This window comes from Stenotrophomonas sp. STEN035, assembly GCF_056759935.1.
In genome coordinates, this window is the sequence record NZ_JBRRDY010000040.1 from 1 (window position 1) to 24,930 (window position 24,930).

Annotated in this window: 17 protein-coding genes; 5 read left to right on the plus strand and 12 right to left on the minus strand. The window is 64.3% G+C overall.

Annotation, left to right across the window (positions count from 1 at the left end):
- Nucleotides 1–110 precede the first annotated feature (110 nt).
- On the minus strand, nt 111–1,775 hold the full coding sequence (gene rhlB, locus ACVOLL_RS17705) for an ATP-dependent RNA helicase RhlB (RefSeq protein WP_481514079.1): 1,665 nt from the start codon (nt 1,773–1,775) through the stop codon (nt 111–113).
- A gap of 196 nt (nt 1,776–1,971) precedes the next feature.
- Between rhlB and trxA the strand changes: the two genes are divergently transcribed.
- Nucleotides 1,972–2,301, plus strand: a complete 330-nt coding sequence (gene trxA / locus ACVOLL_RS17710) for a thioredoxin TrxA (RefSeq protein WP_057628040.1) — start codon at nt 1,972–1,974, stop codon at nt 2,299–2,301.
- Between the two features lie 255 nt (nt 2,302–2,556).
- Entirely contained in the window at nt 2,557–4,317 is a 1,761-nt protein-coding gene (gene rho / locus ACVOLL_RS17715) for a transcription termination factor Rho (protein WP_481514080.1), read from the plus strand.
- 178 nt (nt 4,318–4,495) lie between these two features.
- Here the strand turns inward: rho and ACVOLL_RS17720 are convergent, their stop codons facing one another.
- From ACVOLL_RS17720 to ACVOLL_RS17770, 11 genes are all read right to left on the minus strand, one after another.
- Complete coding sequence (locus ACVOLL_RS17720; protein WP_481514081.1) at nt 4,496–5,377, minus strand: energy transducer TonB; 882 nt, start codon at nt 5,375–5,377, stop codon at nt 4,496–4,498.
- A gap of 60 nt (nt 5,378–5,437) precedes the next feature.
- The gene (gene aceK, locus ACVOLL_RS17725) at nt 5,438–7,168 is read right to left on the minus strand and encodes a bifunctional isocitrate dehydrogenase kinase/phosphatase (RefSeq protein ID WP_481514082.1); all 1,731 of its coding nucleotides are present in this window, start codon (nt 7,166–7,168) and stop codon (nt 5,438–5,440) included.
- Between the two features lie 542 nt (nt 7,169–7,710).
- Nucleotides 7,711–8,127: a roadblock/LC7 domain-containing protein gene (locus tag ACVOLL_RS17730; RefSeq protein ID WP_481514083.1), complete on the minus strand. Its 417-nt coding sequence runs from the start codon at nt 8,125–8,127 to the stop codon at nt 7,711–7,713.
- Complete coding sequence (locus ACVOLL_RS17735) at nt 8,120–8,668, minus strand: GTP-binding protein (protein ID WP_481514084.1); 549 nt, start codon at nt 8,666–8,668, stop codon at nt 8,120–8,122. Before ACVOLL_RS17735 ends, ACVOLL_RS17730 begins: the two co-directional genes overlap by 8 nt.
- On the minus strand, nt 8,665–9,633 hold the full coding sequence (locus ACVOLL_RS17740; RefSeq protein ID WP_481514085.1) for a hypothetical protein: 969 nt from the start codon (nt 9,631–9,633) through the stop codon (nt 8,665–8,667). The genes ACVOLL_RS17735 and ACVOLL_RS17740 overlap by 4 nt, the downstream gene beginning before the upstream one ends.
- Before the next feature lie 305 nt (nt 9,634–9,938).
- On the minus strand, nt 9,939–12,170 hold the full coding sequence (locus tag ACVOLL_RS17745; protein ID WP_481514086.1) for an NADP-dependent isocitrate dehydrogenase: 2,232 nt from the start codon (nt 12,168–12,170) through the stop codon (nt 9,939–9,941).
- 571 nt (nt 12,171–12,741) lie between these two features.
- On the minus strand, nt 12,742–13,224 hold the full coding sequence (locus ACVOLL_RS17750) for a hypothetical protein (RefSeq protein WP_481514087.1): 483 nt from the start codon (nt 13,222–13,224) through the stop codon (nt 12,742–12,744).
- Nucleotides 13,225–13,272: 48 nt separating this feature from the next.
- Nucleotides 13,273–13,575 carry a LysM peptidoglycan-binding domain-containing protein gene (locus tag ACVOLL_RS17755; protein WP_481514088.1) on the minus strand — a complete coding sequence of 101 codons (303 nt, stop codon included), beginning with the start codon at nt 13,573–13,575 and terminating at the stop codon, nt 13,273–13,275.
- A gap of 99 nt (nt 13,576–13,674) precedes the next feature.
- A complete protein-coding gene (gene queF / locus ACVOLL_RS17760) occupies nt 13,675–14,484 on the minus strand; it encodes an NADPH-dependent 7-cyano-7-deazaguanine reductase QueF (RefSeq protein WP_481514089.1) in 810 nt (269 codons plus the stop codon).
- An 82-nt stretch (nt 14,485–14,566) separates the two neighbouring features.
- Entirely contained in the window at nt 14,567–15,427 is an 861-nt protein-coding gene (locus ACVOLL_RS17765; RefSeq protein WP_481514090.1) for a DUF4261 domain-containing protein, read from the minus strand.
- A 45-nt stretch (nt 15,428–15,472) separates the two neighbouring features.
- On the minus strand, nt 15,473–16,792 hold the full coding sequence (locus tag ACVOLL_RS17770) for an amidohydrolase (protein ID WP_481514091.1): 1,320 nt from the start codon (nt 16,790–16,792) through the stop codon (nt 15,473–15,475).
- A gap of 471 nt (nt 16,793–17,263) precedes the next feature.
- Between ACVOLL_RS17770 and ACVOLL_RS17775 the strand changes: the two genes are divergently transcribed.
- Genes ACVOLL_RS17775 through ACVOLL_RS17785 form a run of 3 tightly spaced genes read left to right on the plus strand, consistent with a single transcriptional unit; the run spans nt 17,264 to nt 24,921 of the window.
- Nucleotides 17,264–18,523 carry an efflux RND transporter periplasmic adaptor subunit gene (locus ACVOLL_RS17775; RefSeq protein ID WP_481514092.1) on the plus strand — a complete coding sequence of 420 codons (1,260 nt, stop codon included), beginning with the start codon at nt 17,264–17,266 and terminating at the stop codon, nt 18,521–18,523.
- A gap of 47 nt (nt 18,524–18,570) precedes the next feature.
- On the plus strand, nt 18,571–21,795 hold the full coding sequence (locus tag ACVOLL_RS17780; protein ID WP_481514093.1) for an efflux RND transporter permease subunit: 3,225 nt from the start codon (nt 18,571–18,573) through the stop codon (nt 21,793–21,795).
- Nucleotides 21,796–21,801: 6 nt separating this feature from the next.
- Entirely contained in the window at nt 21,802–24,921 is a 3,120-nt protein-coding gene (locus ACVOLL_RS17785; protein ID WP_481514094.1) for an efflux RND transporter permease subunit, read from the plus strand.
- Nucleotides 24,922–24,930: the final 9 nt, after the last annotated feature.

Sequence of the window (24,930 nt, forward strand, 5' to 3'; positions counted from 1 at the left end):
GGGCGCCTGCCCCGCCCGCCGCGCGCCCCGCCCCCGCCCAGATTCTCGTGCGTCGCCGCCCGGCGGCCGCCGCCCCCCCCCCCCCCCCCCCCACTACAGGCTCGCGGCGATCAGCTACCGGACAGCATCCGGCGGATCTTGCGGCCCAGGCGGGTCAGGAACGAGTCGCTGTCGTTGCCAGCACGCATCGGCTTGGCCTGTACCTGCACCGGGCCGTTGTTGTTGGCCACTGCCGGTGCTGCACCCTCGGCACCCTCGACCGGGCGACCGTGACGACGGCGACGACGCTTGCGCGGTGCGCGCTCGCCTTCCACTGCCGGGCTGTTGGCGGCATTCGGCGCGCCTTCGGCGGCCGGACGCGGCGGCTTGGGCGTGCCTTCGGCATTGGCCGGGGTGCCTTCGACGCGCGGCTTGCGCGGCGGACGCGGCTTGCCGTCGGCGCTGCGCTCGCCACGGCGTTCACCGGGCTTGCCACCACTGCGGCCACCACCACGACGGGCTTCGTCAGCGGCCTTCTGCTCGCGGGCTTCGCGGAAGATGGCGCCAACGCTTTCACCTTCTTCGCCTTCCGGCAGCGGCGCACGTTCGGGACGCGGCAGCGCGGTCATCAGTTCGGTAGTGACGGCTTCGACCGGGATCTTCTGCTCGATGTAGGCCTCGATATCCGGCAGGCTCATCGCATAGCGCTCGCAGGCGAAGCTGATCGCATCGCCCTCTTCGCCCAGGCGTGCGGTGCGGCCGATGCGGTGCACGTAGTCTTCGGCGTCGAACGGCAGGTCGTAGTTGTAGACGTACTTGATGCCGTCGATGTGCAGGCCGCGCGCGGCCACGTCGGTGGCCACCAGGATTTCCAGCTGGCCCTTCTGGAAGCGGTTGAGCAGGCTCTCACGCTTCTTCTGCGGCACGTCGCCGGACAGCACGCCCACGCGGTAACCGGCACGTTCCAGCGCGCGCGCAACGCGTTCGACGAATACCTTGGTATTGACGAACACCATGGTGCGCGCGCCTTCGCTGCGCGACAGCAGGCCGATCAGCAGTGGCAGCTTCTCTTCGTCGGCCGGGAAGTAGATGCGCTGGCGGACGCGGTCGGCGGTGATGCTTTCGGTTTCCACCACCAGCTTCTGCGGCTCGTTCATGTGCTCATATGCCAGCTCCAGCACGCGGTGGCTGAGGGTGGCGCTGAACAGCAGGGTCTGGCGCGTGGTGCGCTCCGGCATACGCCGCAGCAGGAAGCGGATGTCCTTGATGAAGCCCAGGTCGAACATGCGGTCGGCTTCGTCCAGCACGCAGATTTCGCAGGCGTGCAGCGAAACCACCTTGTGCTGCTTGACGTAGTCGATCAGGCGGCCGGGGGTGGCGATGATCACGTCCACGCCCTGCTGCAGCAGTTCGCGCTGCTTGTCGTAGTCCACGCCGCCGTAGACCAGCGCGAAGCGCAGGCCGGTGTCGGCGGCGAACTTCATCGCGTCCTTGTGGATCTGGATGGCCAGCTCGCGGGTCGGTGCCAGGATCAGCGCGCGCGGATCTTCCGGCTTGCGGTCGGCCAGCGCCGGACGGGTCAACAGGCGGTTGGCGACGGCGACCAGGAAGGCCAACGTCTTGCCGGTGCCGGTCTGTGCCTGGCCGGCGACGTCGCCGCCCGGCAGAGCCACAGGCAGGGTCAGTGCCTGAATGGGGGTGCAGCGGGTGAAACCCGCGCCTTCGAGGCCCGCCAGCAACGCCGGCTGCAGGTCGAAGGAGGAAAATGTCACGTCGGTTAGCGGTTTGTCGCTCATTGGTTTCGTCTTTGTAGTGCCAGCCGGTCAGTGTGGCCGGGCAGCTTGCATCGATTCGGGCACCGTCGCACACTGCGGCCCCTGCGCCGGGTCGCGCGACACCTGGGCCCTGCCCACTGTCCGCGCAATGCCCCAGTTTACCGCAATGCGACCGCCAACCCGGCATGGGCAGTCGCATTGCACCAGGAGACTCCAAGTGAGCGATAAGGTTTTACACGTCGGCGACGCCGACTTCGACAGCGCCGTCCTGCAATCGAGCGAACCGGTCCTGGTGGATTTCTGGGCTGAATGGTGCGGCCCGTGCAAGATGATTTCCCCGGTTCTGGACGAATTGGCTGATGCCTATGACGGCAAGCTGAAGATCGCCAAGGTCAATGTGGACGAGAACCGCGCCACCGCGATCAAGTACCACGTGCGCTCGATCCCGATGCTGCTGCTGTTCAAGGATGGCCAGATCCAGGCCACCCAGATCGGCGCAGTCGGCAAGGGCCAGCTGAGCCAGATGATCGACAAGGCACTGGTCTGATCAAGCAAGGCCCGGCGGCGTCCTGCCGCCGGCCATTGCGCCGCCAGGCGCGGCCAGCCCAGGGTATTTGGCCGCCATACCGCGGCCCAACAGGGTTTTGCGGGCGCTTGCACCGCCGCGCTTGGCGGTGTTAGTGTCGCTACATCCGGCAGCATTCGCGTGCCGCACCCTCTGGACGGGTTCTCGTCCGGACCATCCCAACCAATTCGCAGCCCCGCAGGGCGCTCGCACATCCAAGCGAGAGGAATCAAGCACTTGTCCGAGAACACTCCTTCCGAAACCGGGAGCACCGACGCTCCTGTCGAGAAGCGCGTGCGCAAGCCGCGTGTTGCCAAAGCAGTTGAAAGCGCCGACAGCGGTGCCTCTGCCCCCGCCCAGCCGGCCCTGCCGTTGCCAGCTGCTCCGGCCGCCCCGGCGCCGGTAGCCGCCGCACCGGCACCTGCCCCGGTTGCTCCGCCCCCCGCGCCCGCCGCGACGGCGTCCAGCAATGAAGGCCAGGCCCCGGCCGCGACCTCTGCCGGTGACAACGCCGCGCAGGGTGGCCAGGACGGCGGCGAAGGCAACAACCAGCAGCGCTACGGCCAGAACAATCAGCAGGGCCAGGGCCAAGGTCAGGGCAACCGCCGCGACCGCTTCCGCAACCGTCGCGACCGTGACCGCAACCGTCCGCGTGACGACAACGGCATGGGCAACGAAGGCGGCAATGACAATTTCGTGCCGCGCTCGATGCCGAGCGTGCCGGAAGGCTTCCCGGTCTATTCGCTCAGCGACCTGAAGCGGATGCCGGCGCAGAAGCTGCTGGAAATCGCCGAGCAACTGCAGATCTCCGAAGGCGTCGCCCGTGCCCGCAAGCAGGATGTGATCTTCGCCCTGCTCAAGGTGCTGACCCGCCATGGCGACGGCGTTGCCGCCGACGGCGTGCTGGAAATCCTGCCGGACGGCTTCGGCTTCCTGCGCGCGGCCGAAGCCAGCTATCTGGCCGGCCCGGACGACACCTACATTTCGCCCAGCCAGATCCGTCGTTTCAACCTGCGTACCGGCGACCACCTGTCGGGCCGCATCCGCTTCCCGAAGGACGGCGAGCGCTACTTCGCGCTGTCGATCGTCGACACCATCAACGGTGAGCCGATCGAAGCCTCGAAGAACAAGGTGCTGTTCGAGAACCTGACCCCGCTGTTCCCGCGCAAGCGTTTCACGCTTGAGCGCGGCAACGGTTCCTCGGAAGACATCACCGGTCGCATCCTCGACCTGATGGCACCGCAGGGCAAGGGCCAGCGCGCCCTGATCGTCTCGCCGCCGAAGGCCGGCAAGACGATGATGATGCAGCAGATCGCCACCGCCATCACCACCAACCACCCGGAAGTGCACATGATCGTGCTGCTGGTGGATGAGCGCCCGGAAGAAGTGACCGAAATGCAGCGCACCGTGCGCGGCGAAGTGGTCTCCTCGACCTTCGACGAGCCGGCCGCGCGCCACGTGCAGGTTGCCGAAATGGTGATCGAGCGCGCCAAGCGCCTGGTCGAACACAAGAAGGACGTGGTGATCCTGCTCGACTCGATCACCCGTCTGGCCCGCGCCTACAACAACGTCGTGCCCAGCTCCGGCAAGGTGCTGACCGGCGGCGTGGACGCCAACGCCCTGCACCGCCCGAAGCGTTTCTTCGGTGCCGCACGTAACGTTGAAGAAGGCGGCTCGCTGACCATCATCGCCACCGCGCTGGTTGAAACCGGCTCGAAGATGGACGAAGTGATCTACGAAGAGTTCAAGGGCACCGGCAACAGCGAAGTGCATTTGAACCGTCGCATCACCGAGAAGCGCGTCTACCCGGCCATCGACATCAACCGTTCCGGCACCCGCCGCGAAGACCTGTTGATCGAGCCGGAGCTGCTGCAGAAGATCTGGATCCTGCGCAAGCTGCTGCACCCGATGGACGAAATCGCCGCGATGGAATTCCTGCTGGACAAGATGAAGAACACCAAGTCCAACGACGAGTTCTTCGGTTCGATGAAGCGCTGATTCCGGTTGGAGTTGGCCGCAGGCAAAAACCCCGCGAAAGCGGGGTTTTTGTTGTGTTTTGATTGGGACGACGATGCCAGCTTCGGGGTGTCAGCCCTACCTGTAGAGCCGAGCCATGCTCGGCTGGGGCTTTACCGGTGAAGCCCTGCCGAGCATGGCTCGGCACTACCCGTAAGGGTCAGCTGCCTTGCAGCGGGGTCAGCAGGTGCGGGCCATTGTTGTCGACCAGATTGACGCTGCCATCGACAAGCGCATCCGGTGAGAAGCCAAGCTGCTCGCTACCCTCGCGCCACGGTGCACGCTCACGCGGGCCGGGCACATAGCTCACCCAGCGTCCCTGCTCCTGGCCCTCGGCACCACCGTTGTCCAGCGAATAGCTGACCGGCACGCGCACGTTCCAGAACGGTTGAGCGGCACCAGGACCTTGCGTCGGAACCCGGAAGGTCCACTGCCGGGCGCCGGCCAGCGCACTCTTGGCCAACAGCTCGCGGGCACGTCGCTGATCGTTCTCCCTGCTGAGGAAGGTAAGGTTCACCTGTTCGGCAAAAGCATCTTCGACCTTGCCGTCCCTGCCGACCTTGACCAGTAGATAGACGCTGCCGGAAACCCCTGCACGGAAGGCTTGCTCGGGATAGCGCGGCGGTTTCAGCGAAATACGCGCGATGTTCTCCGGATCGTCGGCGTCGAGCCGCGCGAAATTGATGCCGCGCAGACTGATTTCATAGCGATCACCATCCAGTTTGCGGGCGATGACACGCAGGCTCATCGGCGCCAGCGCGCGGACTGCGACGCCATCCCTGAGCACAGGCTCGAAGCGCCATTTCAACCCCGCTTCGCGCACCATGCTCACCACGCCAGCGGGCAGCTTGTCCTCTTTGTCCAACTGCACTGCAGATACCGACCCGTCGGTTTCGATGCTGACGTCGCCGCGGACCACCAAACTGCTTTCAATCCGCTCGCGTACCGCCGCGATACCGCCACCACTCTCTGCCCTGGCAATCACCGGCATCGTAGTCATAAGCACCGCGCCAAACGCCATGGCCGCAAATACCTGTCGCATCCCACTTCTCCTTGTGTCCGGAAAGCGGATTAAAGCGTAGCCCGAGGGCCGCGACAAGGCTCACGCCAGTCGCAGCCCACGCGGATACGGCGGAGTGTCCGGGTACAGCCCTTGCTGGAATCCAGCCTGCAGCCCCCGCCACCAGTTCGGATCAAACAGCTCGCCGAATTTCTCCTGCACCACCTCCAGCGACGAACGCGGCAAACCCATGAACAATCCGAAACGCTCAGGGAATACATCGTTCGCCGCGACATGGAACCACGGCTCAGCGGCCATCGCTTCTTCCTCGCTGCGCGGCTGTGGCCACTGGCGGAAGTTGCACTCGGTCACCAGGCACAGTTCGTCATAGTCGTAGAACACCGCGCGACCATGCCGCGACACGCCGAAATTCTTCAGCAGCATGTCGCCAGGGAAGATGTTGTTGCAGGCCATGTCGCGGATCGCCTGCGCGTAATCCAGCGCGGCAGCGCGCGCTGCCTCTGTCCCCTGCTCGCGTAGATAGAGATTCAATGGCCGGAAGCGCCGCTGCACATAACAAAGCGCGATCTCGACCTCATCGCCATCGACACGCACGCTCTGGCTGCACCCATTTACCAGCTCCTGCAGCAAGGCCGGCGCGAAACGCTGGCGTGGGAAGCGCAGATGGCGATACGGCTGTGCATCCAACAGGCGACCGATGCGATCCAGGTTGAACACCAGCGCGTACTTGTCCTCCACGTCCTGCCTGCTCATCGTCTTGGGCCAGGCAAAACGATCACGGATCAGCTTGAACACCAGCGGATAGCTGGGCAGGGTGAATACCGTCATCACCATGCCGGGCGTGCCATCAGCGTGTACCAGCTGCTCGTTGTCGTGCTGCTGGAAATGACTGAAGAAGGTGCGGTAACGCTCGGTCTTGCCCTGTTTGGCCCGGCCCAGCACCGTATATATCTCATCCACCGGTTTGCCCGGCAGAATGCTGCGCAGGAACACCACCGCATCGGCCACGGTTGGCAGATCGGCCTGGAAGTAGCTGCGCGAGACGCCGAACAGATGCGCCACATCGCGGCGGCGACTCAGCACCGCCTCCACGCGGATGCCGTTCTCATCATTGACCAGCGCAATCACACACGGCGAGAACCGATGCTCGCCGAACACACGGCCAACCAGATAGGCACGGCGCTCGCGGTAGAACACCGTCTGCAACAACTCGATCGCGCGTACCGGGTACGGCCCCCAATGGGCGAGATCATCCTGCAGCCGCACCGCGATGGCGGCTGCACAACGCAGCTGATGCGCGTACGCAAGGTCGAACGCATAGTCAGCCAACAAGCGCGAGAACGCTTCGGCCGGACGCGCCTCGGACACCGCGTACACGTGCCGCGCGACCGGATGGGTGATGGCATCGGACGGCTCGATATCCAGTGCCATGAACTCGATGCTGTCATCCACACCGTGGGTGGAAAACAGGCGGCGGGTGAGCGTGTTGTAGAAGGTCTTGTAGAGCTCGCCGTCGATGCGACCTTCGATCAATGCGGCGAAGCCCTGTTTGACCTGCCGCCACAACAGCTGCAACTCGCTACTGCCCTGCAGCAGCTGATCCAGCTGAGCGCGACACTGCGCGACACAGACGTCATACAGCTCGATGCGCTCTACCGCATCTGCTTTTGCTGCAGGCCAATCACGACTCTGGAAGCGCTCGCGTGCACGCCGGCTGATCTGCGCGAAGTCGCGATGGTAGTCCTCGAAACCCTGCGCGATGCAGCTGGCGATGCTGGCGGCCAACGTGCTGTCGGTAGCCGACTCGGTCATGAAGGCATGACCTGACGTTGCCGAGGTGCTGGGTCAATGCAGATACGGGGCAATCGCATGCGGATGAACACCGGGGAGTTGCGCTGACCATACGCCACTGGCCGCTGTTCGGGACAGGCTTGGGCGCTGGGTTGGTTCTGGATTGTGGGTTTGGGCCAATCCTGGATCGTGAGTTTCGCGCCAAAGGCACCCCTCCCCAACCCTCCCCTTTGCTACGCAAAAGGGAGGGAGTGAAGCAGGCGCCCGCGCCCAGTTAGCTGCTAGCTGTTGGTAGACGGCCATGAGCCCCCTCCCTTGCGCGCAGCACAGGGGAGGGTTGGGGAGGGGTGCTTTGGCTTTGGCTTTGGCTTTGGCTTTTGATTTAGCCCTTCTCCCGCCCGCGGGAGAAGGGTTGGGATGAGGGTAGCTTTGGCTTTGGCTTTGGCTTTTGATTTAGCCCTTCTCCCGCCCGCGGGAGAAGGGTTGGGATGAGGGTAGCTTTGGCTTTGGCTTTGGCTTTGGCTTTGGCTTTGGCTCCAATGCAGCCACAGCTACCGCCACCCTCACTCCCCAGACAACTCTGCCTGGATCTTGCGCCCGCACTCGCGCGCGCTCCACAGCACATGGCCGATCACGCTGCGCTGGCCGCAAGCAGCCATCAGCAGCAGCGAACCACGCGGCAGCTGGATCGATTGCATCAACACCTTGCCTTCGCTGGCCTCCAGCATCAGCACGTCCATCGTGCCCAACGCCAATTCACGGCCAACCGCAGAGGCCAGCGCCAGCATTGCGCTGGTCATCGCCGCCAGTCGCTCACCGCTGGACGTCTCCGCGGCCGTCTGCGCCAATACAAAACCGTCCACACTGGCAACCACCGCTGCGCGCACGCCATCCACCGAGCTGGTGAACTCCTGCAGTCGTTGATCAATCGCGGCAACTTCCCAGTCTTCCAACAGTGCTATCGCCTTGGCCTCAGTCATGAGCATCCACCAACGCCGCGGCCTCGACTTCGCCCATCAGCACGTCCATCAACAGCATCACCCCATCTTCCGAGCGCGCGTCGAATGGCACCAATGGCAACGGCCTGCCAGCGGTCTTCTGTGCCTGCAACACGCAGGCATCAAGATCAACATCCGGTACAAGATCAAATTTGGATACGCCAATCACCGCTGGAACCGTCGCGGCGTGTTCGCGCAGCGCCAGCAGATAACGCTCCATTTCCTGCGCCACGTCGGGGCTGGAGGCATCCGCCAGAATTACCACGCCACGCGCGCCCTGCAGCAGCACTGGCCAGATGAAGGAAAAGCGCTCTTGGCCTGGGGTGCCATACAGCCGCAGGCGATCGCCATTTGGCAGATTCACATCGGCGTAGTCCATCGCCACCGTGGTCGCCAGCTTGGGCGAATTGACATCGGTGTTGAGCACATCGGTATCAATCACGGTGCCGCCCGCAACAGCGCGCACCAAGGTCGACTTACCCGCCCCCATGGCACCCAGAATCACTACCTTGTGCTCGATCATGCATGGGTACCCGTGCGTTGACGGACGCTGCGCCACATCCGTGCCAGCAATGCACTGGCACCAACCTTGGCCGGCGCAGGTGGCGGTCCAGCCAAGGGCTCCGGCACCTGCACCCTGGCATAGCCGCACAGGTAGGCCGAGCGCATGAAGGCACGGGTCGCGTTGCTATCAAGCTCCAGCAACTCGGTGCACTCGGCCAGGGTGCAGGGCTTTTTCAACAGCAGTGAGCACAGCCGGAAACCATCGTGTTGATGGGCAAGCACGCGGAAGTCCGGCCAGCGCAACAGGCTTACCCGTGCGTTCTGTTGCAGGCGGCGATCGAAATCGGTCCAGTTGTCGCCAAACTGCGCCATCTGCCAGAGCAGCGGCCGCAGCGGTTGCCGCGACAGGTTCTCCGCCAAGGCCTGGAAGCGCACCAGCGACAGCTCCTGCAAGGCAAGCAACTCAAATACGTCACCCAGCTGCTGGGCCAGGCTGGGCCCCTGCACTGGGTGCACGTAGAGCGGCACCATCTGGTCGTGCTCGAAATCAATCAACAGTTGCGGCTGGCCCTGCAGTGACAGCACTGCGCGGCCTTGCTTTTCCTGCAAGCGTTGCCGTAGCAGGCGGGTGACCTGCTTGGCGCCGCTGGCCAGATACAGGCCATCAGTGGTTGTGGTGGCAGGAGGCGGTGCCAGCGCGTGCTGGATTTGCTTCTGATCCAGATGCAGCTCGCCGCTGCTGCGCCCATCGTGCACCGCACCGGCGTCATCATGCAGCCACAGTCGCATCGCCGGCCGCTTGCTGGCCATGTGCTGGGCGGCACTGCGCAGCGCCGGGGTATCGCGGACCAACAGCAGATCACACTGGTCCAGATCGACACAGCGTTGCAGACCTTCCGGTGGTAGTCCTGCAATCTCCCTCAATCGCCCGAGGAGCGTCTGCTCCTCCCGGGTGTCCGAGCCCACTACCAGCACCCTGGTCATGCCTCTTCCCCTTTTTGACGCGCTCGCGCCGTGCGATTCCCTGCGTGTCGAATGAGGCTATTCCAGATGCTGCATGTGAAAGGGTGATTGGACCCACAGTTCGATTTTTCAGTGGACCTTTCAGCACGCGACCTTGGTCGTATGTACACACCGTCATCACACCGAAACAAAAAAAAACTGCGCTTCGGCCGTACGTATACGCCGTCATCACACGGAAACAAAAAAGCCTGCGTCCATGGAGGACGCAGGCTTTCAATGTGTAACACCGACCATCAATAAAGCAGCGGTCGCTTTCCTCGTATCACTCAGCCCTTGAGGCTGGCGATGGCAGCATTGAGCGTAGCACTCGGACGCATTGCCGGGCCGGCCTTGGCCAGGTCCGGACGGTAGTAACCGCCGATGTCGACGGCCTTGCCCTGCACCGCTGCCAACTCGTCGACGATCTTCTGCTCGTTGCTGGTCAGCACCTCGGCCAGCGGTGCGAACTTTGCCTTCAACGCGGCATCCTCGTTCTGCTCGGCCAGCGCCTGTGCCCAGTACATGGCCAGGTAGAAGTGGCTGCCGCGGTTGTCGATGCCACCGAGCTTGCGCGAGGGCGACTTGTCGTTGTCGAGGAACTTGCCGTTGGCAGCATCCAGTGCGTTGGCCAGCACGGCAGCGCCCTTGTTGTCGTAACGCTGGCCCAGGTGTTCCAGCGACGCGGCAAGCGCCAGGAACTCACCCAACGAATCCCAACGCAGGTAATCCTCTTCGACGAACTGCTGCACGTGCTTGGGTGCCGAACCGCCGGCACCGGTTTCGAACAAGCCGCCACCGGCCATCAGCGGCACGATCGACAGCATCTTGGCGCTGGTGCCCAGCTCCAGGATCGGGAACAGGTCGGTGAGGTAGTCACGCAGCACGTTGCCGGTCACCGAGATGGTGTCCTCGCCCTTGCGGATGCGCTCCAGCGACACGGCGGTGGCTTCTTCCGGCGACAGGATGCGGATGTCCAGGCCGTTGGTGTCGTGGTCCTTGAGGTAGGTCTCGACCTTGGCGATGACCTGCGCATCGTGGGCGCGCTTGGCATCCAGCCAGAACAGCGCCGGGGTGCTGCTCAGGCGGGCGCGGCTGACGGCCAGCTTCACCCAGTCCTGGATCGGCGCGTCCTTGGTCTGGCACATGCGCCAGATGTCACCGGCTTCGACGGCGTGTTCGAACACCACGTTGCCGGCTTCGTCGGTGACCTTGACCACGCCATCGGCGGCAATCTGGAAGGTCTTGTCATGCGAGCCGTATTCCTCGGCCTTCTGCGCCATCAGGCCGACGTTCGGCACCGAGCCCATGGTCGCCGGGTTGAACGCGCCATGCGCCTTGCAGTCTTCGATAACGGCCTGATACACGCCGGCGTAGCAGCGGTCGGGGATGACCGCCTTGGTGTCCTGCAGCTTGCCTTCGGCGTTCCACATCTTGCCGGAGTCGCGGATCATCGCCGGCATCGAGGCGTCGACGATCACGTCCGACGGCACGTGCAGGTTGGTGATGCCCTTGTCCGAGTTGACCATGGCCACGGCCGGACGCTTGGCGTATTCGGCGGCGATGTCGGCCTTGATCGCGGTCTGCTCGGCTTCCGGCAGCTGCGCCAGGCGCGCGTACAGGTCACCGATGCCGTTGTTGGAATCGAAGCCAATCTGCGCGAGGCTGGCGGCGTGCTTGCTCAGCACGTCCTTGTAGAACTCATCGACCACGACACCGAACATGATCGGGTCGGAGACCTTCATCATCGTCGCCTTCAGGTGCAGCGAGAACAGCACGCCCTGCTCCTTGGCATCGGCAATCTGTGCATCAACGAACGCAGCCAGCGCCTTGCGGTTCATCACCGAGGCGTCGACGATTTCGCCGGCCTTGACTGCGGTCTTGGCCTTCAGCACAACGGTGTTGCCGTCGTTCTGCACCAGCTCGATCTTCAGGCTGCCGGCGGTGGCGACGGTGGCCGACTTTTCGCTACCGTAGAAATCACCGCCGTCCATGTGCGCGACGTGCGACTTGGAGTCGGCCGTCCAGGCGCCCATGCGGTGCGGGTGCTTGCGGGCGTAGTTCTTCACCGACAGCGGTGCACGGCGATCGGAGTTGCCTTCGCGCAGCACCGGGTTGACCGCACTGCCCTTGATCTTGTCGTAGCGCGCCTGGATGTCGCGCGACACTTCATCGGTCGGCGCGTCCGGGTAGTTCGGCAGGATGAAACCCTGGTCCTGCAGTTCCTTGATCGCGGCCTTGAGCTGCGGCACCGAGGCCGACACGTTCGGCAGCTTGATGATGTTGGCTTCCGGCTTGGTGGCCAGCTCGCCCAGTTCGGCCAGATCATCGCTGATCTTCTGCTCGTCCTTCAGGAAATCCGGGAACTGCGACAGGATGCGGCCGGACAGCGAGATGTCGCGGGTTTCGACGGCAATGCCGGCGGTCGCGGTAAAGGCATCGACGATGGGCAGCAGCGACTGCGTGGCCAGGAACGGAGCTTCGTCGGTGAGCGTGTAGATGATCTTCGGCGTATTCGACATGGGGGCAAAAACTCTCTTGCTGACGGATGCGGTGCGTGGAATGGCAGCGGCGATGAGGCGGGCGCACGGCCATCCAGTGGGCCTGCGCGCAATCCCTACCCGGCTGCCGGATGAGGAAACCCTCGCATTGTCGCGTTTTCGACCGGAGCGGGCAAAGCAAACCCATACGCCAAGGTAGGGAGCGGCTCGCCATCTGCACTGCGAGGTGGCGCAGGCCTTGTGCCGTCTTGGCTCGCACTGATTGCGGCGGTGGTGGTCTCAGCTGCAACCACCCGGGCTATACATGGACAGCGGCAGACAGTGCGCAAATAAAGGTTCGCGCGACAGTCAGTTCACGGGAGCGGAACAGTATTGCGTTGTCTGTGGGAGCGGCGTCAGCCGCGAAGCTGGGAATGCTAAAACCCCTTCATCTGAGCCCGCCCTGCTTCGCGGCTGACACCGCTCCCACAAGAAAAACCAGTTGCCCAAGGATGAAACGACCGAGGTTCATACAGACAAAAAAAGGCGCAGCCTGGCGGCTGCGCCCATGCGTATCACCGGCGGGAGAGAGTTGCGCCGGCTAACGCCTTACTCACTTCACCTCGAACTGCTGCGGCGTTCCGGCAGCCTTGCCATCGACGGTGACGTCGGCGGTGTACTTGCCAGCCGGCCACGGCTTGCTGTTGGCGAATTCGATGTTGGTGGTACCGGTATCGGTGGCATTGAGCGTGGCGCTCTGCTCACCGGCGGTCTGGCCATCCTGATAGACCAACTTGGCTGCCACCGGCACATTGTTGGCGGTGCCACTGGTCTTGATCGAAACAATGATCTTGTCCTTGGCAGCCAATACAGCAACCGGCGCCACCGACATATCAGCCGCCGCAGCGTTACCTACAGTCACTGCGGTAACCGCGAGAACCGGGGCGGCAGGTGCTGCCTCAACCATCGGAGCCGGGGCGGTTGCAGCCGGCGGCGGCGGGGTGGGCGCAGCTTCTTCTTTCTTCTTGCAGCCAACCAGTGCCACGGCACCTACCACGGCGATCATCAGGGCACTGCTAAGCGAAGTCTTCTTCATGAATTGCTCCGAATCTGGTTTGAAGGTACGTACGTATTGGTGCGGAGATCAGCCCTGGCGCGCCGGAATTTTCAGCGTCTGCCCGGGGCGGATTTTGTCCGGGTCATCGAGGACATCACGGTTGGCATCGAAGATTTTCTTCCATGCATTGCCATCGCCGAGCAGGTTCTTGGCGATCTTGGAGAGGTTGTCACCACTCTGCACCGTATATTCCTGCCCACCAACGATCTCTTCGGTGCTGGTTACTGTTGCCGTGACACCAGAGAAATCCGCCTTCTCCACCAACTGTTCGGTGCTGGTGACGGTCCCGGTGACACCAGAAAAATCGGCTTTCTTATCAGTACTGCTCATCCAGGCTGCTCCTCCGTAACTGACTGGAAGCAACGATTGCACGACGCCTGTTAAGGTTTCATCGTGCCAACGTAAAAACCAGCGTACGCAGCTGAATGTTTATTGACGCAGGTCGCGGATCGGGGCGCTGGCGGGCAAGCCGGGGCTGGACCGGCGCGGGTTGATGTCCAGGCCGCCACGGCGGGTATAGCGTGCCTCCACTTCCAGCAAGGTCGGCTGGCAGCGCTGGCTCAGCTCCAGGAAGATCCGTTCCACGCACTGTTCGTGGAACTCTGCATGGTCGCGGTAGCTGACCAGGTAGCGCAGCAGACCTTCGCGGTCGATGCGTGGGCCCTGGTAGCGGATGCTGACGCTGGCCCAGTCCGGCTGGCCGGTCACCGGGCAGTTGGACTTGAGCAGGGCCGACACCAGCGTCTCACTGACCACGGTGCTGGCATCGGCCAGCAGCAGGTTCGCATCGGGTGGGCCATAGCTGTCGATGGCGACATCCAGGTGATCGATGCTCTCACCCGGCGCCTGGGCCACCGCTGGCAGGCCGAACTCGACCCGGACATCGGCACCGGCGCAGGCTGAAAGATCGGTGGCGATGCGCTCGCGCACCGCTTCGGCACGGTTGAAGCGCGCCCCGTTGAGCGAGTTCAGGTACAGCTTGAGCGACTTGGATTCGATCAGGTTCGGCGAGGTCGCCGGCACGTACAGGGTGGCGGTTTCCACGCAGGGCTTGCCGCGCGCGTCCAGCCAGCCCAGCTCATAGATATGCCAGCGGTCCTCGCCAACGAACGGCAGTTCGCTGCCCAGGCCAATCTCGGCACGGGCGCCGGCGCGCGGGATCGGGAACAGCAGACTGGCGTCGTACTGACGGGGGTAATCGACCTCACGGCCGAGGCTGGAATCTTGGGGAGTGTTCATCGGCCCCATTGTAGTTGCGCCAGCTTGAGCGCCGGATATACCGAGGCGCTCATTCGCAGGAAAGCCGGTACCTGGCGCGGGCTCAGTTCAGCAGCCGCGCCCACCACGATTTGCTGGACTTGGCCTGCGGGATCTCCTCGCTCACCAGCCGCATCACCTCCCGCTCCGGGTCCAGCGCCGAGGGGCCGTAGACCACGCGGATACGCTCCTCCTCGGTCGCCCCGAGGGTATCGCCATTGCTGATGACCATGCCGTTCTCGATCAGGTAATCGACAATGCCGGTAAGCCGGCCGAACACGCCTTCGGCAGTCTCTCTGGTCTCGGGAATTTCGACGTCCATCAAGCCCAGCATGTCCATGCCGCGGGTATGGCCGGTCATCACCCCGTCCGGGCGCTGGCCAACATTGATCGCCACCCAGGCAATCGGCAGCGGCTCGGGCAGGGTGGCCTGGGTCAGTTCGCGGAACAGGCCCGGCACCACCACGTGGTTGGCGCTGCCGAAGTACACCGCTTGAATGCTGTCGGACACGGCAACGGCCGAGGCCAGCACGCGGCTGAGCAATGCGGCCTGCGCGACAAGATTCGGCTCCTGCCCATCGTCGCCGAAGCGCATCACGGTGACGATGGTGTGTGCGGCGTAATCCACCGGCGCCGGCGTTGCATCCGGCCACAGTCGGCTGTGTGCGCAGATCTGCGCTATGTCATCACCGATCTGCACCGGGATCGGCATCAGCGCGATCAGATGGTCCGCATATTCCAGACATAGCATCGGCGAATCTTCGTCGACCTCCTTGTCCGCGTCGCCATCAGCCGGGACTTCACCAAGCCGCAGCAGCGACTGGTCCAGATCTGGCCAATCGCTGCGCATCTGCGCAAGCAGGGCTTCGGCGGTGAGCTGAGGGTCGAGCTGCGACTGCAGCAGCATGGCCAGGCTGGCTGTCATGGAGCGCCTTCTTCCTTGTAGGTGAGCCCCCGACACTACCCGGACTCAGCCAGCCTTGTCACCGTGCAGGTAATCCAGCGACACCTGCAACAGCGCGCGCAGACCAACGTCCAGTGCCTTTTCGTCGAGCAGGAACTTGGGCGAGTGGTTGCTCGGTGCGGTGGCCGGGTCGATGCCGGCACCAGTGGAACCGACGAAGAAGAACATCGACGGCACCTGCTGGGCGTACAGCGAGAAGTCCTCCGAGCCCATCTGCAGTGGCGGCTCGTAGACGTTGGCCTTGCCCACAACCGCCTGCAGGCTGGGCAGCATGCGCGCGGTCAGTGCCGGATCGTTGACCGTGGCCGGGTTGCCGTCCTTCTCGTAGATGTCGGTGACAGCCGTTGCACCATGCGCGGCGGCAGTGTGCTCGGCGACATTGCGCAGGTCGGCGAAGATCTGCTTGCGCATGTCGGGGTCGAAGGTGCGGATGGTGCCCACCATTTCCACCGAGTCGGGGATGATGTTGTAGCGGATGCCGCCCTTGATCGCGCCGAAGGTAACCACCGCCGGCTGCTTGGACAGATTGACGCGGCGGCTGACGATGGTCTGCGCGGTGCCGATCAGATCGGATGCGGCAACAATCGGATCAACCCCGTTCCACGGCGCCGAACCGTGGGTCTGGCGGCCATTGACGGTGATGCCGAAACGATCGGAAGCCGCCATCAGCGGGCCGCCGCGCACGGCGATCTGGCCCGCCTGCACGCTCGAGAACACATGCAGGCCGAATACTGCCTCCGGCTTGAAGTCCTTGAACAGGCCTTCCTTCAGCATCAGGTCGGCACCGCCCTGCTCCGGCGGTGGCGCGCCTTCCTCGGCGGGCTGGAAGATCAACATCACTTCGCCCGGCAACTTGTCGCGCATGGCGACCAGCGCGTCGGCCACGCCCAGCAACGTGGCGGTGTGCGCGTCATGGCCGCAGGCATGCATCACCCCGACCTGCTCGCCGCGGTACTCGGCGGTGGCCTTGGAGGCGAACGGAAGACCGGTCTGCTCGGTGACCGGCAGCGCGTCCATGTCGGCGCGCAAGGCGATCTTCGGGCCGGGCAAGCCACCCTTGATGATGGCGACCACGCCATGCACGGCGACGCCGGTCTTCGGATTCAGGCCCATCGCACGCAGGCGCTCGGCGACCTTGGCGGCGGTGCGCTGTTCGCGATTGGAGAGCTCCGGATGGGCGTGGAAGTCGCGCCGCCAATCCACCACTTGTTGCTGCAGGCGAGTTGCGGCGGCCGCCACCTCCGGCCGCTGGGCAGCATCCTGGGCCTGTGCCAGCGGGGCAAGGGCGCATAGCAAGGCGGACAGCAACACGATCTTACGGGCCATCAGCAACTCTCCTTCCAATCGGGGACAGGGTGAATGTAGGCCAATCATGGGCCAAGCGCCTGTCGGCAGGGAACCGACACGATGTAAGTAATCCACTGTAGTGCCGAGCCATGCTCGGCAAGGGCCTTCCCCGCAACCCATCAGCACGACCCATCAGACTGTGGGAGCAGCGTCAGCCGCGAAGCTGGTGATCCGTCAGGTCACAAACCAGTTGGTGGTTCCTGCGGTGCCTGCTTCGCGGCTCACGCCGCTCCCACAACCGTCCTGCAGGTTGATGCGGCGCCGGGAAGGCTCCTGCCGAGCATGGCTCGGCACTACAACATCAGGTCAACCGATGCTGCGATGGAACGTTCATCACCTGCACGGGTCTGTATGCGTGGCCCATCGGTCATGCCTCCATGGCTACGGGCGCAGCGGTATCCTCTGCGCCTTGTTCGTTCTCCCCCTATTCGGTTGCTCAGGAGTTTTCGCATGTCGCGTTTCTGGAAGATCGTACTGCTGGTCATTGCAGTGCTGCTGGTGGCCGGTATCGGCTATCGGGTGATGGGGGGCGGCAAGCAGAAGGCCGGTGCGGCGGCAGACGGTAGCGGCCAAAGCGGCCAGGGTGGCCGTGGCGGCACCAGCGACAAGGATCCAGTGCCGGTCACCGCGGTCAGCGCGGAGAAGAAGGACGTGCCGGTCTACCTGACCGCGCAGGGCACGGTGACCGCATTCAACACCGTCACCGTCAGCCCACAGGTCGGCGGCCAGCTGCTCAGCGTCAACTTCCGCGAAGGCCAAGCGGTCAAGAAAGGCGAGCTGCTGGCACAGATCGACCCGCGCACCTTCCAGGCCCAGTACGACCAGGCCGTCGCCAGCAAGCGCCAGAACGAGGCCCTGCTGGCCACCGCGCAGTCCAACTACGCGCGCTCCAACTCACCGGAGTACCGCCAGTTTGTCGCCCAGACCGACCTGACCACGCTGCGCAACCAGGTCACCCAATACCAGGCCGCCGTCGCCGCCTCGCAGGCCTCGGCCGCACAGGCCAAGGTGCAGCTGGACTACACCCGCATCACCTCGCCGATCAACGGCATCGCCGGTATCCGCGCGGTCGACCCGGGCAATGTGGTCAGCGCCGGCAGCCAGATCGTCACCGTCACCCAGCTGCAGCCAGCCTATGTGCTGTTCAACCTGCCCGAGCAGCAGCTCGACGCGGTGCGCAGTGCGCAGGCCGCCGGCCCCTTGCAGACCGCCACCATGGACCGCGAGGGCGGCAGCGTGGTCAACGCCGACGGCGTGCTGCAGGTGGTGGACAACCAGATCAGCAGCAGCAGCGGCACTTTCCGCCTGCGCGCGCAGTTCCCCAATGCCAACGATGCGCTGTGGCCGGGACAGTTCGTCAACGTGCAGATGAAGCTCAATGTGCTGCCGGGCGCGATCGTGGTACCGGCCGAAGCGGTGCAACGCAGCAGCACCAGCGACTTCGTCTATCTGATCAAGCCCGACAACACCGTCACCCTGCGCAATGTGGTGCAGGGCGGCCAGGTCGATGACAGCCACGTAGTGATCAGCAGCGGCCTGCAGGCGGGCGACAAGGTGGTCACCGAAGGCCAGTTCCGTTTGAAGGAAGGCAGCAAGGTCAACGCACTGGCGCCGGGTCAGGCGCCGCCAGCGCCGACTGAAGCGCAGCTCAAGGCAGCCGCCCAGAAGGGCAGTGGCAGCCGTGGTGGACGGGGTGGCCCGCCGCGCTGACGCGCTGGCCGGCACCCGCCTCCCCTCCCCCGCACCAGGAACCGACCGTGGGCTTTTCGACTATTTTCATCCGGCGCCCGATCGCCACCTCCCTGTTGATGATCGGGCTGATGCTGCTGGGCATCCTCGGCTACCAGCGCCTGCCGGTTGCGGCCCTGCCCGAGATCGAAGCGCCCAGTCTGGTGGTGACCACCCAGTACCCAGGTGCCAGCGCGCAGACCATGGCCTCGCTGGTGACCACGCCGCTGGAGCGGCAGCTGGGGCAGATTTCCGGGCTGGACATGATGACCTCCGATTCGTCGGCCGGCCTGTCCAGCATCGTGCTGCAGTTCTCGATGGAACGCGATCTGGATACCGCCGCGCAGGACGTGCAGGCGGCGATCCGCCAGGCCACCCTGCCCAGCTCGCTGCCCTACCAACCGGTCTACAACCGGGTGAATCCGGCCGATGCGCCGATCCTGACCCTGAAACTGGCCTCGGACACGCGACCGCTGCGTGAGGTCAACGATCTGGCCGACTCCATCCTCGCCCAGCGCCTGTCACAGACCGACGGCGTCGGCCTGGTCTCCATCGCCGGCAACGTACGGCCGGCGGTGCGCATCCAGGTCAACCCGGCGCAGCTGTCCAACATGGGCATGACCCTGGAAGACCTGCGCAGTGCGCTGACCCAGGCCAACGTCAACGCACCCAAGGGCTCGCTCAACGGCAAGACGCAGAGCTATACGCTGTCCACCAACGACCAGCTCAGCGACGCGGCCGACTACAACGACATCATCATCCGTTACCAGAACGGCGCGCCGGTACGCCTGCGCGACGTCGCCAAGGTGGTCGATGGCGTCGAAAACGACCAGCTCGCCGCCTGGGCCGATGGCAAGCCAGCGGTACTGCTGGAAGTGCGCCGCCAGCCCGGTGCCAACATCGTCAAGACGGTGGAGAACATCCGCCAGATCCTGCCCAACCTGCAGGGCATGCTGCCGGCCGACGTCAAGCTCGATGTGTTCTCCGACCGCACCGTCACCATCCGCGCTTCGGTGCATGACGTGCAGTTCACCCTGATCCTCACCATCTGTCTGGTGGTGGCGGTGATCTTCGTGTTCCTGCGTAGGCTGTGGGCCACGGTAATCCCGTCGGTGGCAGTGCCGCTGTCCCTGCTTGGCACGTTCGGGGTGATGGCCTTCGCCGGCATGTCGCTGGACAACCTGTCGCTGATGGCGCTGACCGTTGCCACCGGTTTCGTGGTCGACGATGCGATCGTGATGATCGAGAACATCGTGCGCTACATCGAGAAAGGCAAGGACGGCCAGGAAGCAGCGGAAATTGGCTCCAAGGAAATTGGCTTCACCGTGCTGTCGTTGACGGTGTCGCTGATCGCCGTGTTCCTGCCGCTGATCCTGATGCCGGGCGTCACCGGCCGCCTGTTCCATGAGTTCGCCTGGGTGTTGTCGATTGCGGTCGCGATCTCGATGGTGATCTCGCTGACGCTGACGCCGATGATGTGCGCCTACCTGCTCAAGCCCGATGCTTTGCCGGAAGGCGACGACGCGCACGAGCGGACCGCAGCGGAAGGCAAGGTCACCGCCTGGTCGCGTCTGGTCGGCGTGTACGAGCGCACGTTGGACTGGGTGCTGCACCACCAGCCGCTGACCCTGGGCATCGCCCTGGCATCGGTCGCGCTGACCGTGCTGCTGTACATGGTGATCCCCAAGGGCCTGCTGCCCGACCAGGACACCGGCATGATCACCGGCGTGGTCATCGCCGACCAGAACGTCGCCTTCGAGCAGATGCAGCAGCGCACCCAGGCTGTGGCTGCTGCGTTGCAGAGCGATGAGTCCGTTACCGGCGTCGCCGCCTACATTGGCGCAGGCAGCATGAATCCCACCCTCAACCAAGGCCAGCTGAGCATCGTGCTCAAGGACCGTGGTGATCGTGATGGCTTGGATGTGATCCTGCCGCGCCTGCAGGCTGCAGCCGCGCATATCCCCGGCGTTGCGCTGTACCTGAAACCGGTGCAGGACGTGACCCTGGATACACGTGTGGCCGCCACCGCCTACCAGTTCTCGCTGTCGGACATGGACAGCGCCGAACTGGCCAAGCAGACCGAGCGCGTCACCGACGCATTGCGCCGGCTACCGGAACTGGCCGACGTCGACGACAACCTCGCCAACCACGGCCGTGCGCTGCATGTGGAAGTGGACCGCGACAAGGCCAGCCGCTACGGCGTGCCGATGCAGACCATCGACGACACGCTGTACGACGCCTACGGCCAGCGCCAGATCTCGACCATCTTCACCCAGCTCAACCAGTACCGCGTGGTGCTGGAAGTGGCGCCGGAGTTCCGCACCAGCGATGCGCTGATGAACCAGCTGGCCATCGGCAGCAACGGCAGCGGCACGCTCAGCGGCAGCAATGCCACCACCCTGGGTCAGGTGACGTCGAGCAACTCGTCCACCGCCACCGGCATCGGCAGTGCCAATACCGGCATCGCGCTTGGCGCAGGCGGCAGCATCCCGCTGTCGGCGATTGCCACTGCCACACCAGGCAGCGCACCGCTGATCGTCAGCCACCAGCAACAGCTGCCGTCGGCGACGATCTCGTTCAATCTAGCACCGGGCTATTCGCTATCCGAAGGCGTGGATGCGATCAACAAAGCGGTGGCCGAGCTGGAGCTTCCGCAGCAGATGCAGGCGCAGTTCGTCGGCACTGCCGCCGAGTTCTCCAGCAGCCAGACCGATGTCATCCTGTTGCTGCTGGCGGCCATCGCGGTGATCTACATCGTGCTTGGTGTGCTGTACGAAAGCTGGATCCACCCGCTGACCATCATCTCGACCCTGCCGCCAGCAGGCGTCGGCGCGCTGCTGGCCTTGTACCTGTGCGGCATGAGCCTGTCGGTGGACGGCATCGTCGGCATCGTGCTGCTGATCGGCATCGTCAAGAAGAACGCGATCATGATGATCGACTTCGCGCTGGACGCGCAGCGTTCCGGTGCCAATGCCTATGACGCGATCCGGCGCGCCTGCCTGCTGCGTTTCCGCCCGATCATGATGACCACCGCCGCCGCCATGCTCGGCGCCTTGCCGCTGGCCTTGGGCACAGGTATTGGCTCCGAACTGCGGCGTCCGCTGGGTGTGGCCATCGTCGGTGGCCTGTTGCTGTCGCAGCTGGTCACGCTGTACACCACGCCGGTGATCTACCTGTACTTCGAGCGTCTGTCCGAGTGGGCGGCCAAGCGCCGCGAGCAACGCGCCGCTGCACGCCTGCAGACGGCACGGTAAGCGCGGATGAACATCTCCGCGCCTTTCATCTCGCGTCCGATCGGCATCACCTTGCTGGCCATCGGCCTGTTCTTCGCCGGTCTGGTCTGCTACCTGCGGCTGGGCGTTGCCGCCCTGCCCAATCTGGCAATCCCGGTGATCTTCGTGCAGGCCTCCAACACCGGTGCCGACGCCAATACCATGGCAGCCACGGTCACCGCGCCATTGGAACGTCACCTGGGCCAGGTACCGGGCATCGACACCATGCGCTCCAGCAGCAGTGATGGCCGCAGCATGGTGTTCCTGATGTTCAACACCAGCCGCAACATCGACTCCGCTGCGCAGGACGTGCAGGCCGCGATCAATGCGGCCATGGCTGACCTGCCGGCGGGCATCAATACGCCCACCTACCAGAAAGCCAATCCGAACGACGATCCGGTGATCGCCTTGGCGCTGACCTCGGACACCCAGTCGGTGGCCGAGCTGTACAACACCGCCGACTCGCTGCTGGCACAGCGCCTGCGTCAGCTGCCCGGTGTATCGCAGGTGGATATCGCTGGCGCCTCCACGCCGGCGGTGCGTGTTGACCTCAACCTGCGCGCAATGACCGCGCTGGGTTTGAGCCCGGATGACCTGCGCAATGCGATGCGCGCGGCCAACGTCGCCTCGCCGCTGGGCTTCCTCAGCGACGGCAGCAGCCAGACCGCGATCATCCTCAACGACCAGATCCGCAAGGCCTCGGATTTCGCCAACGTCGCCATCTCCACCCATGACGGAGCAGTCGTGCGGCTGAAGGACGTTGCCACGGTCTACGACGGCCAGCAGGACGCATATCAAGCCGCATGGTTCAACGGCAAGCGCGGCGTGCTGATGTATGTCTACCTGCGCAGCGGTGACAACCTGGTCGCTACCGTCGACCGGGTAAAAGCGTCCATTCCATCGCTCACCGGCTATCTGGATGCCGGCACCACGCTGACCCCCTACTTCGACCGCACGCCGACCATCCGCGCCTCGCTGGCCGAAGTGCAGATCACCTTGATGATCAGCCTGCTGATGGTGATCCTGACCATGGCGCTGTTCCTGCGCCGGCTGGCGCCGACGCTGATTGCCGCAGTGACCGTCCCGCTGTCGCTGGCCGGTGCCGCGCTGGTGATGTATGCGCTGGACTTCACCCTCAACAACCTCACCCTGCTGGCGCTGGTGATCGCGATTGGCTTCGTCGTCGACGACGCCATTGTGGTGATCGAGAACGTCATGCGCCATCTCGACGAGGGCATGCCGCGACGTGAAGCGGCGATGGCGGGTGCGCGCGAGATAGGTTTCACCATCGTCTCGATCACCGCCTCGCTGATCGCGGTGTTCCTGCCGATCATCTTCGCCCAGGGCATGATCGGCGCGTTCTTCCGCGAGTTCACCCTCACCCTGGTTGCGGCGATCCTGGTCTCGGCGGTGGTCTCGCTGACCCTGACCCCGGCACTGTGCGCACGCTTCCTGCACCCGCATGCCGAAGGCGCGCGCGATACCCCCACCAACCGCATGCTGGACCGCGTGCATGAGAGCATGATCAAGGTCTATACCGTCGCGCTGGACTTCTCGCTGCGCCACGCCCTGCTGTTGTCGCTGACGCCCTTGCTGCTGATCGCGGCCACGTTCTACCTGGCCGGTGCAGTCAGCAAGGGTCAGTTCCCCGAGCAGGACACCGGCCTGATCTGGGGCCGCGCCAGCTCCAGCGCCACCGTCTCGTTCCAGGAGATGGCCGAACGCCAGCGCCGGCTCAGCGATACCTTCCTGGCCGACCCGGCGGTGAAGATGGTTGGCTCGCGACTGGGCTCCAGCCGCCAGGGCAGCAGCGCACAGTTCAACATCGAGCTGCATACCGAGAAGGAAGGCCGCAAGGAGCCCACCAACGTGGTGGTCAGCCGGCTCAGTGCCAAAGCCGCGCAGTTCCCGGATCTGGATGTGCGTCTGCGGGCAATCCAGGACCTTCCCTCCGACGGCGGCGGTGGCGGTTCACAGGGCGCGCAGAACCGCGTGACCCTGCAGGGCAACGACGCCGAACAGCTGGCCGAATGGCTGCCCAAGCTGGTGACCGCGTTGAAGCAGCATCCGCAACTGCGTGATGTCGGCTCCGACGTGGACAAGGGCGGGCTGATGCAGAAGATCGTCATCGACCGCGAGAAGGCCTCGCGCCTTGGCGTGACCATCGGCGCCATCGACGGTGCGCTGTACGGCGCCTTCGGCCAACGCCAGATCTCCACCATCTATGCCGACCTCAATCAGTACGGTGTAGTGGTCAATGCACTGCCCAGCCAGACCGGCAGCCCGGCCGCGATTGAAGACCTGTACGTGCCGTCCAAGAGTGGGCAGATGATTCCGCTGACCGCACTGGCCCATCAGGAACCCGGCCTTGCGCCGTCGCAGGTGACCCACCAGAACCAGTACACAGTGATGGACCTGAGCTACAACCTGGCGCCAGGCGTAAGCAGCGGCGAAGGCGATGCCATCGTCAAATCGGTGATCGCCGGCCTACGTATGCCTGGCGACATCCGCCAGGCTGCACCCGGCGGTTTCCGCCAGGCCATGGACCCGGTGGCGATGCTGATGCTGATCATCGCCGCCATCGCCACGGTCTACATCGTGCTCGGCATGCTCTACGAGAATCTGGTGCATCCGGTGACGATTCTGTCGACGTTGCCGGCCGCTGGCATGGGTGCTTTGTTGGCCTTGTGGATCACCAATACCGACCTGTCGATCATCTCGATGATCGCGCTGGTATTGCTGATCGGCATCGTCAAGAAGAACGCGATCATGATGATCGACTTCGCCCTGGTCGCGCAGCGCGTGCACGGAAAGTCGCCGGCCGACGCGGTACGCGAAGCCAGCATCGTGCGTTTCCGCCCGATCATGATGACCACGATGGTCGCGATCCTCGCAGCACTGCCACTGGCGATTGGCCTGGGTGAAGGCTCCGAGCTGCGCCGCCCGCTGGGCATAGCGATGATCGGCGGTTTGCTGATCTCACAGAGCCTGACCTTGCTGAGCACACCGGCCCTGTATGTGATTTTCTCCTGCCTGCAGCAGCACTGGCGCAACTGGCGTGCGCGCAGCAAGGAGCGCAAGCGCCTACGCAAGCTCGCACGCGCCTGATGATCCACC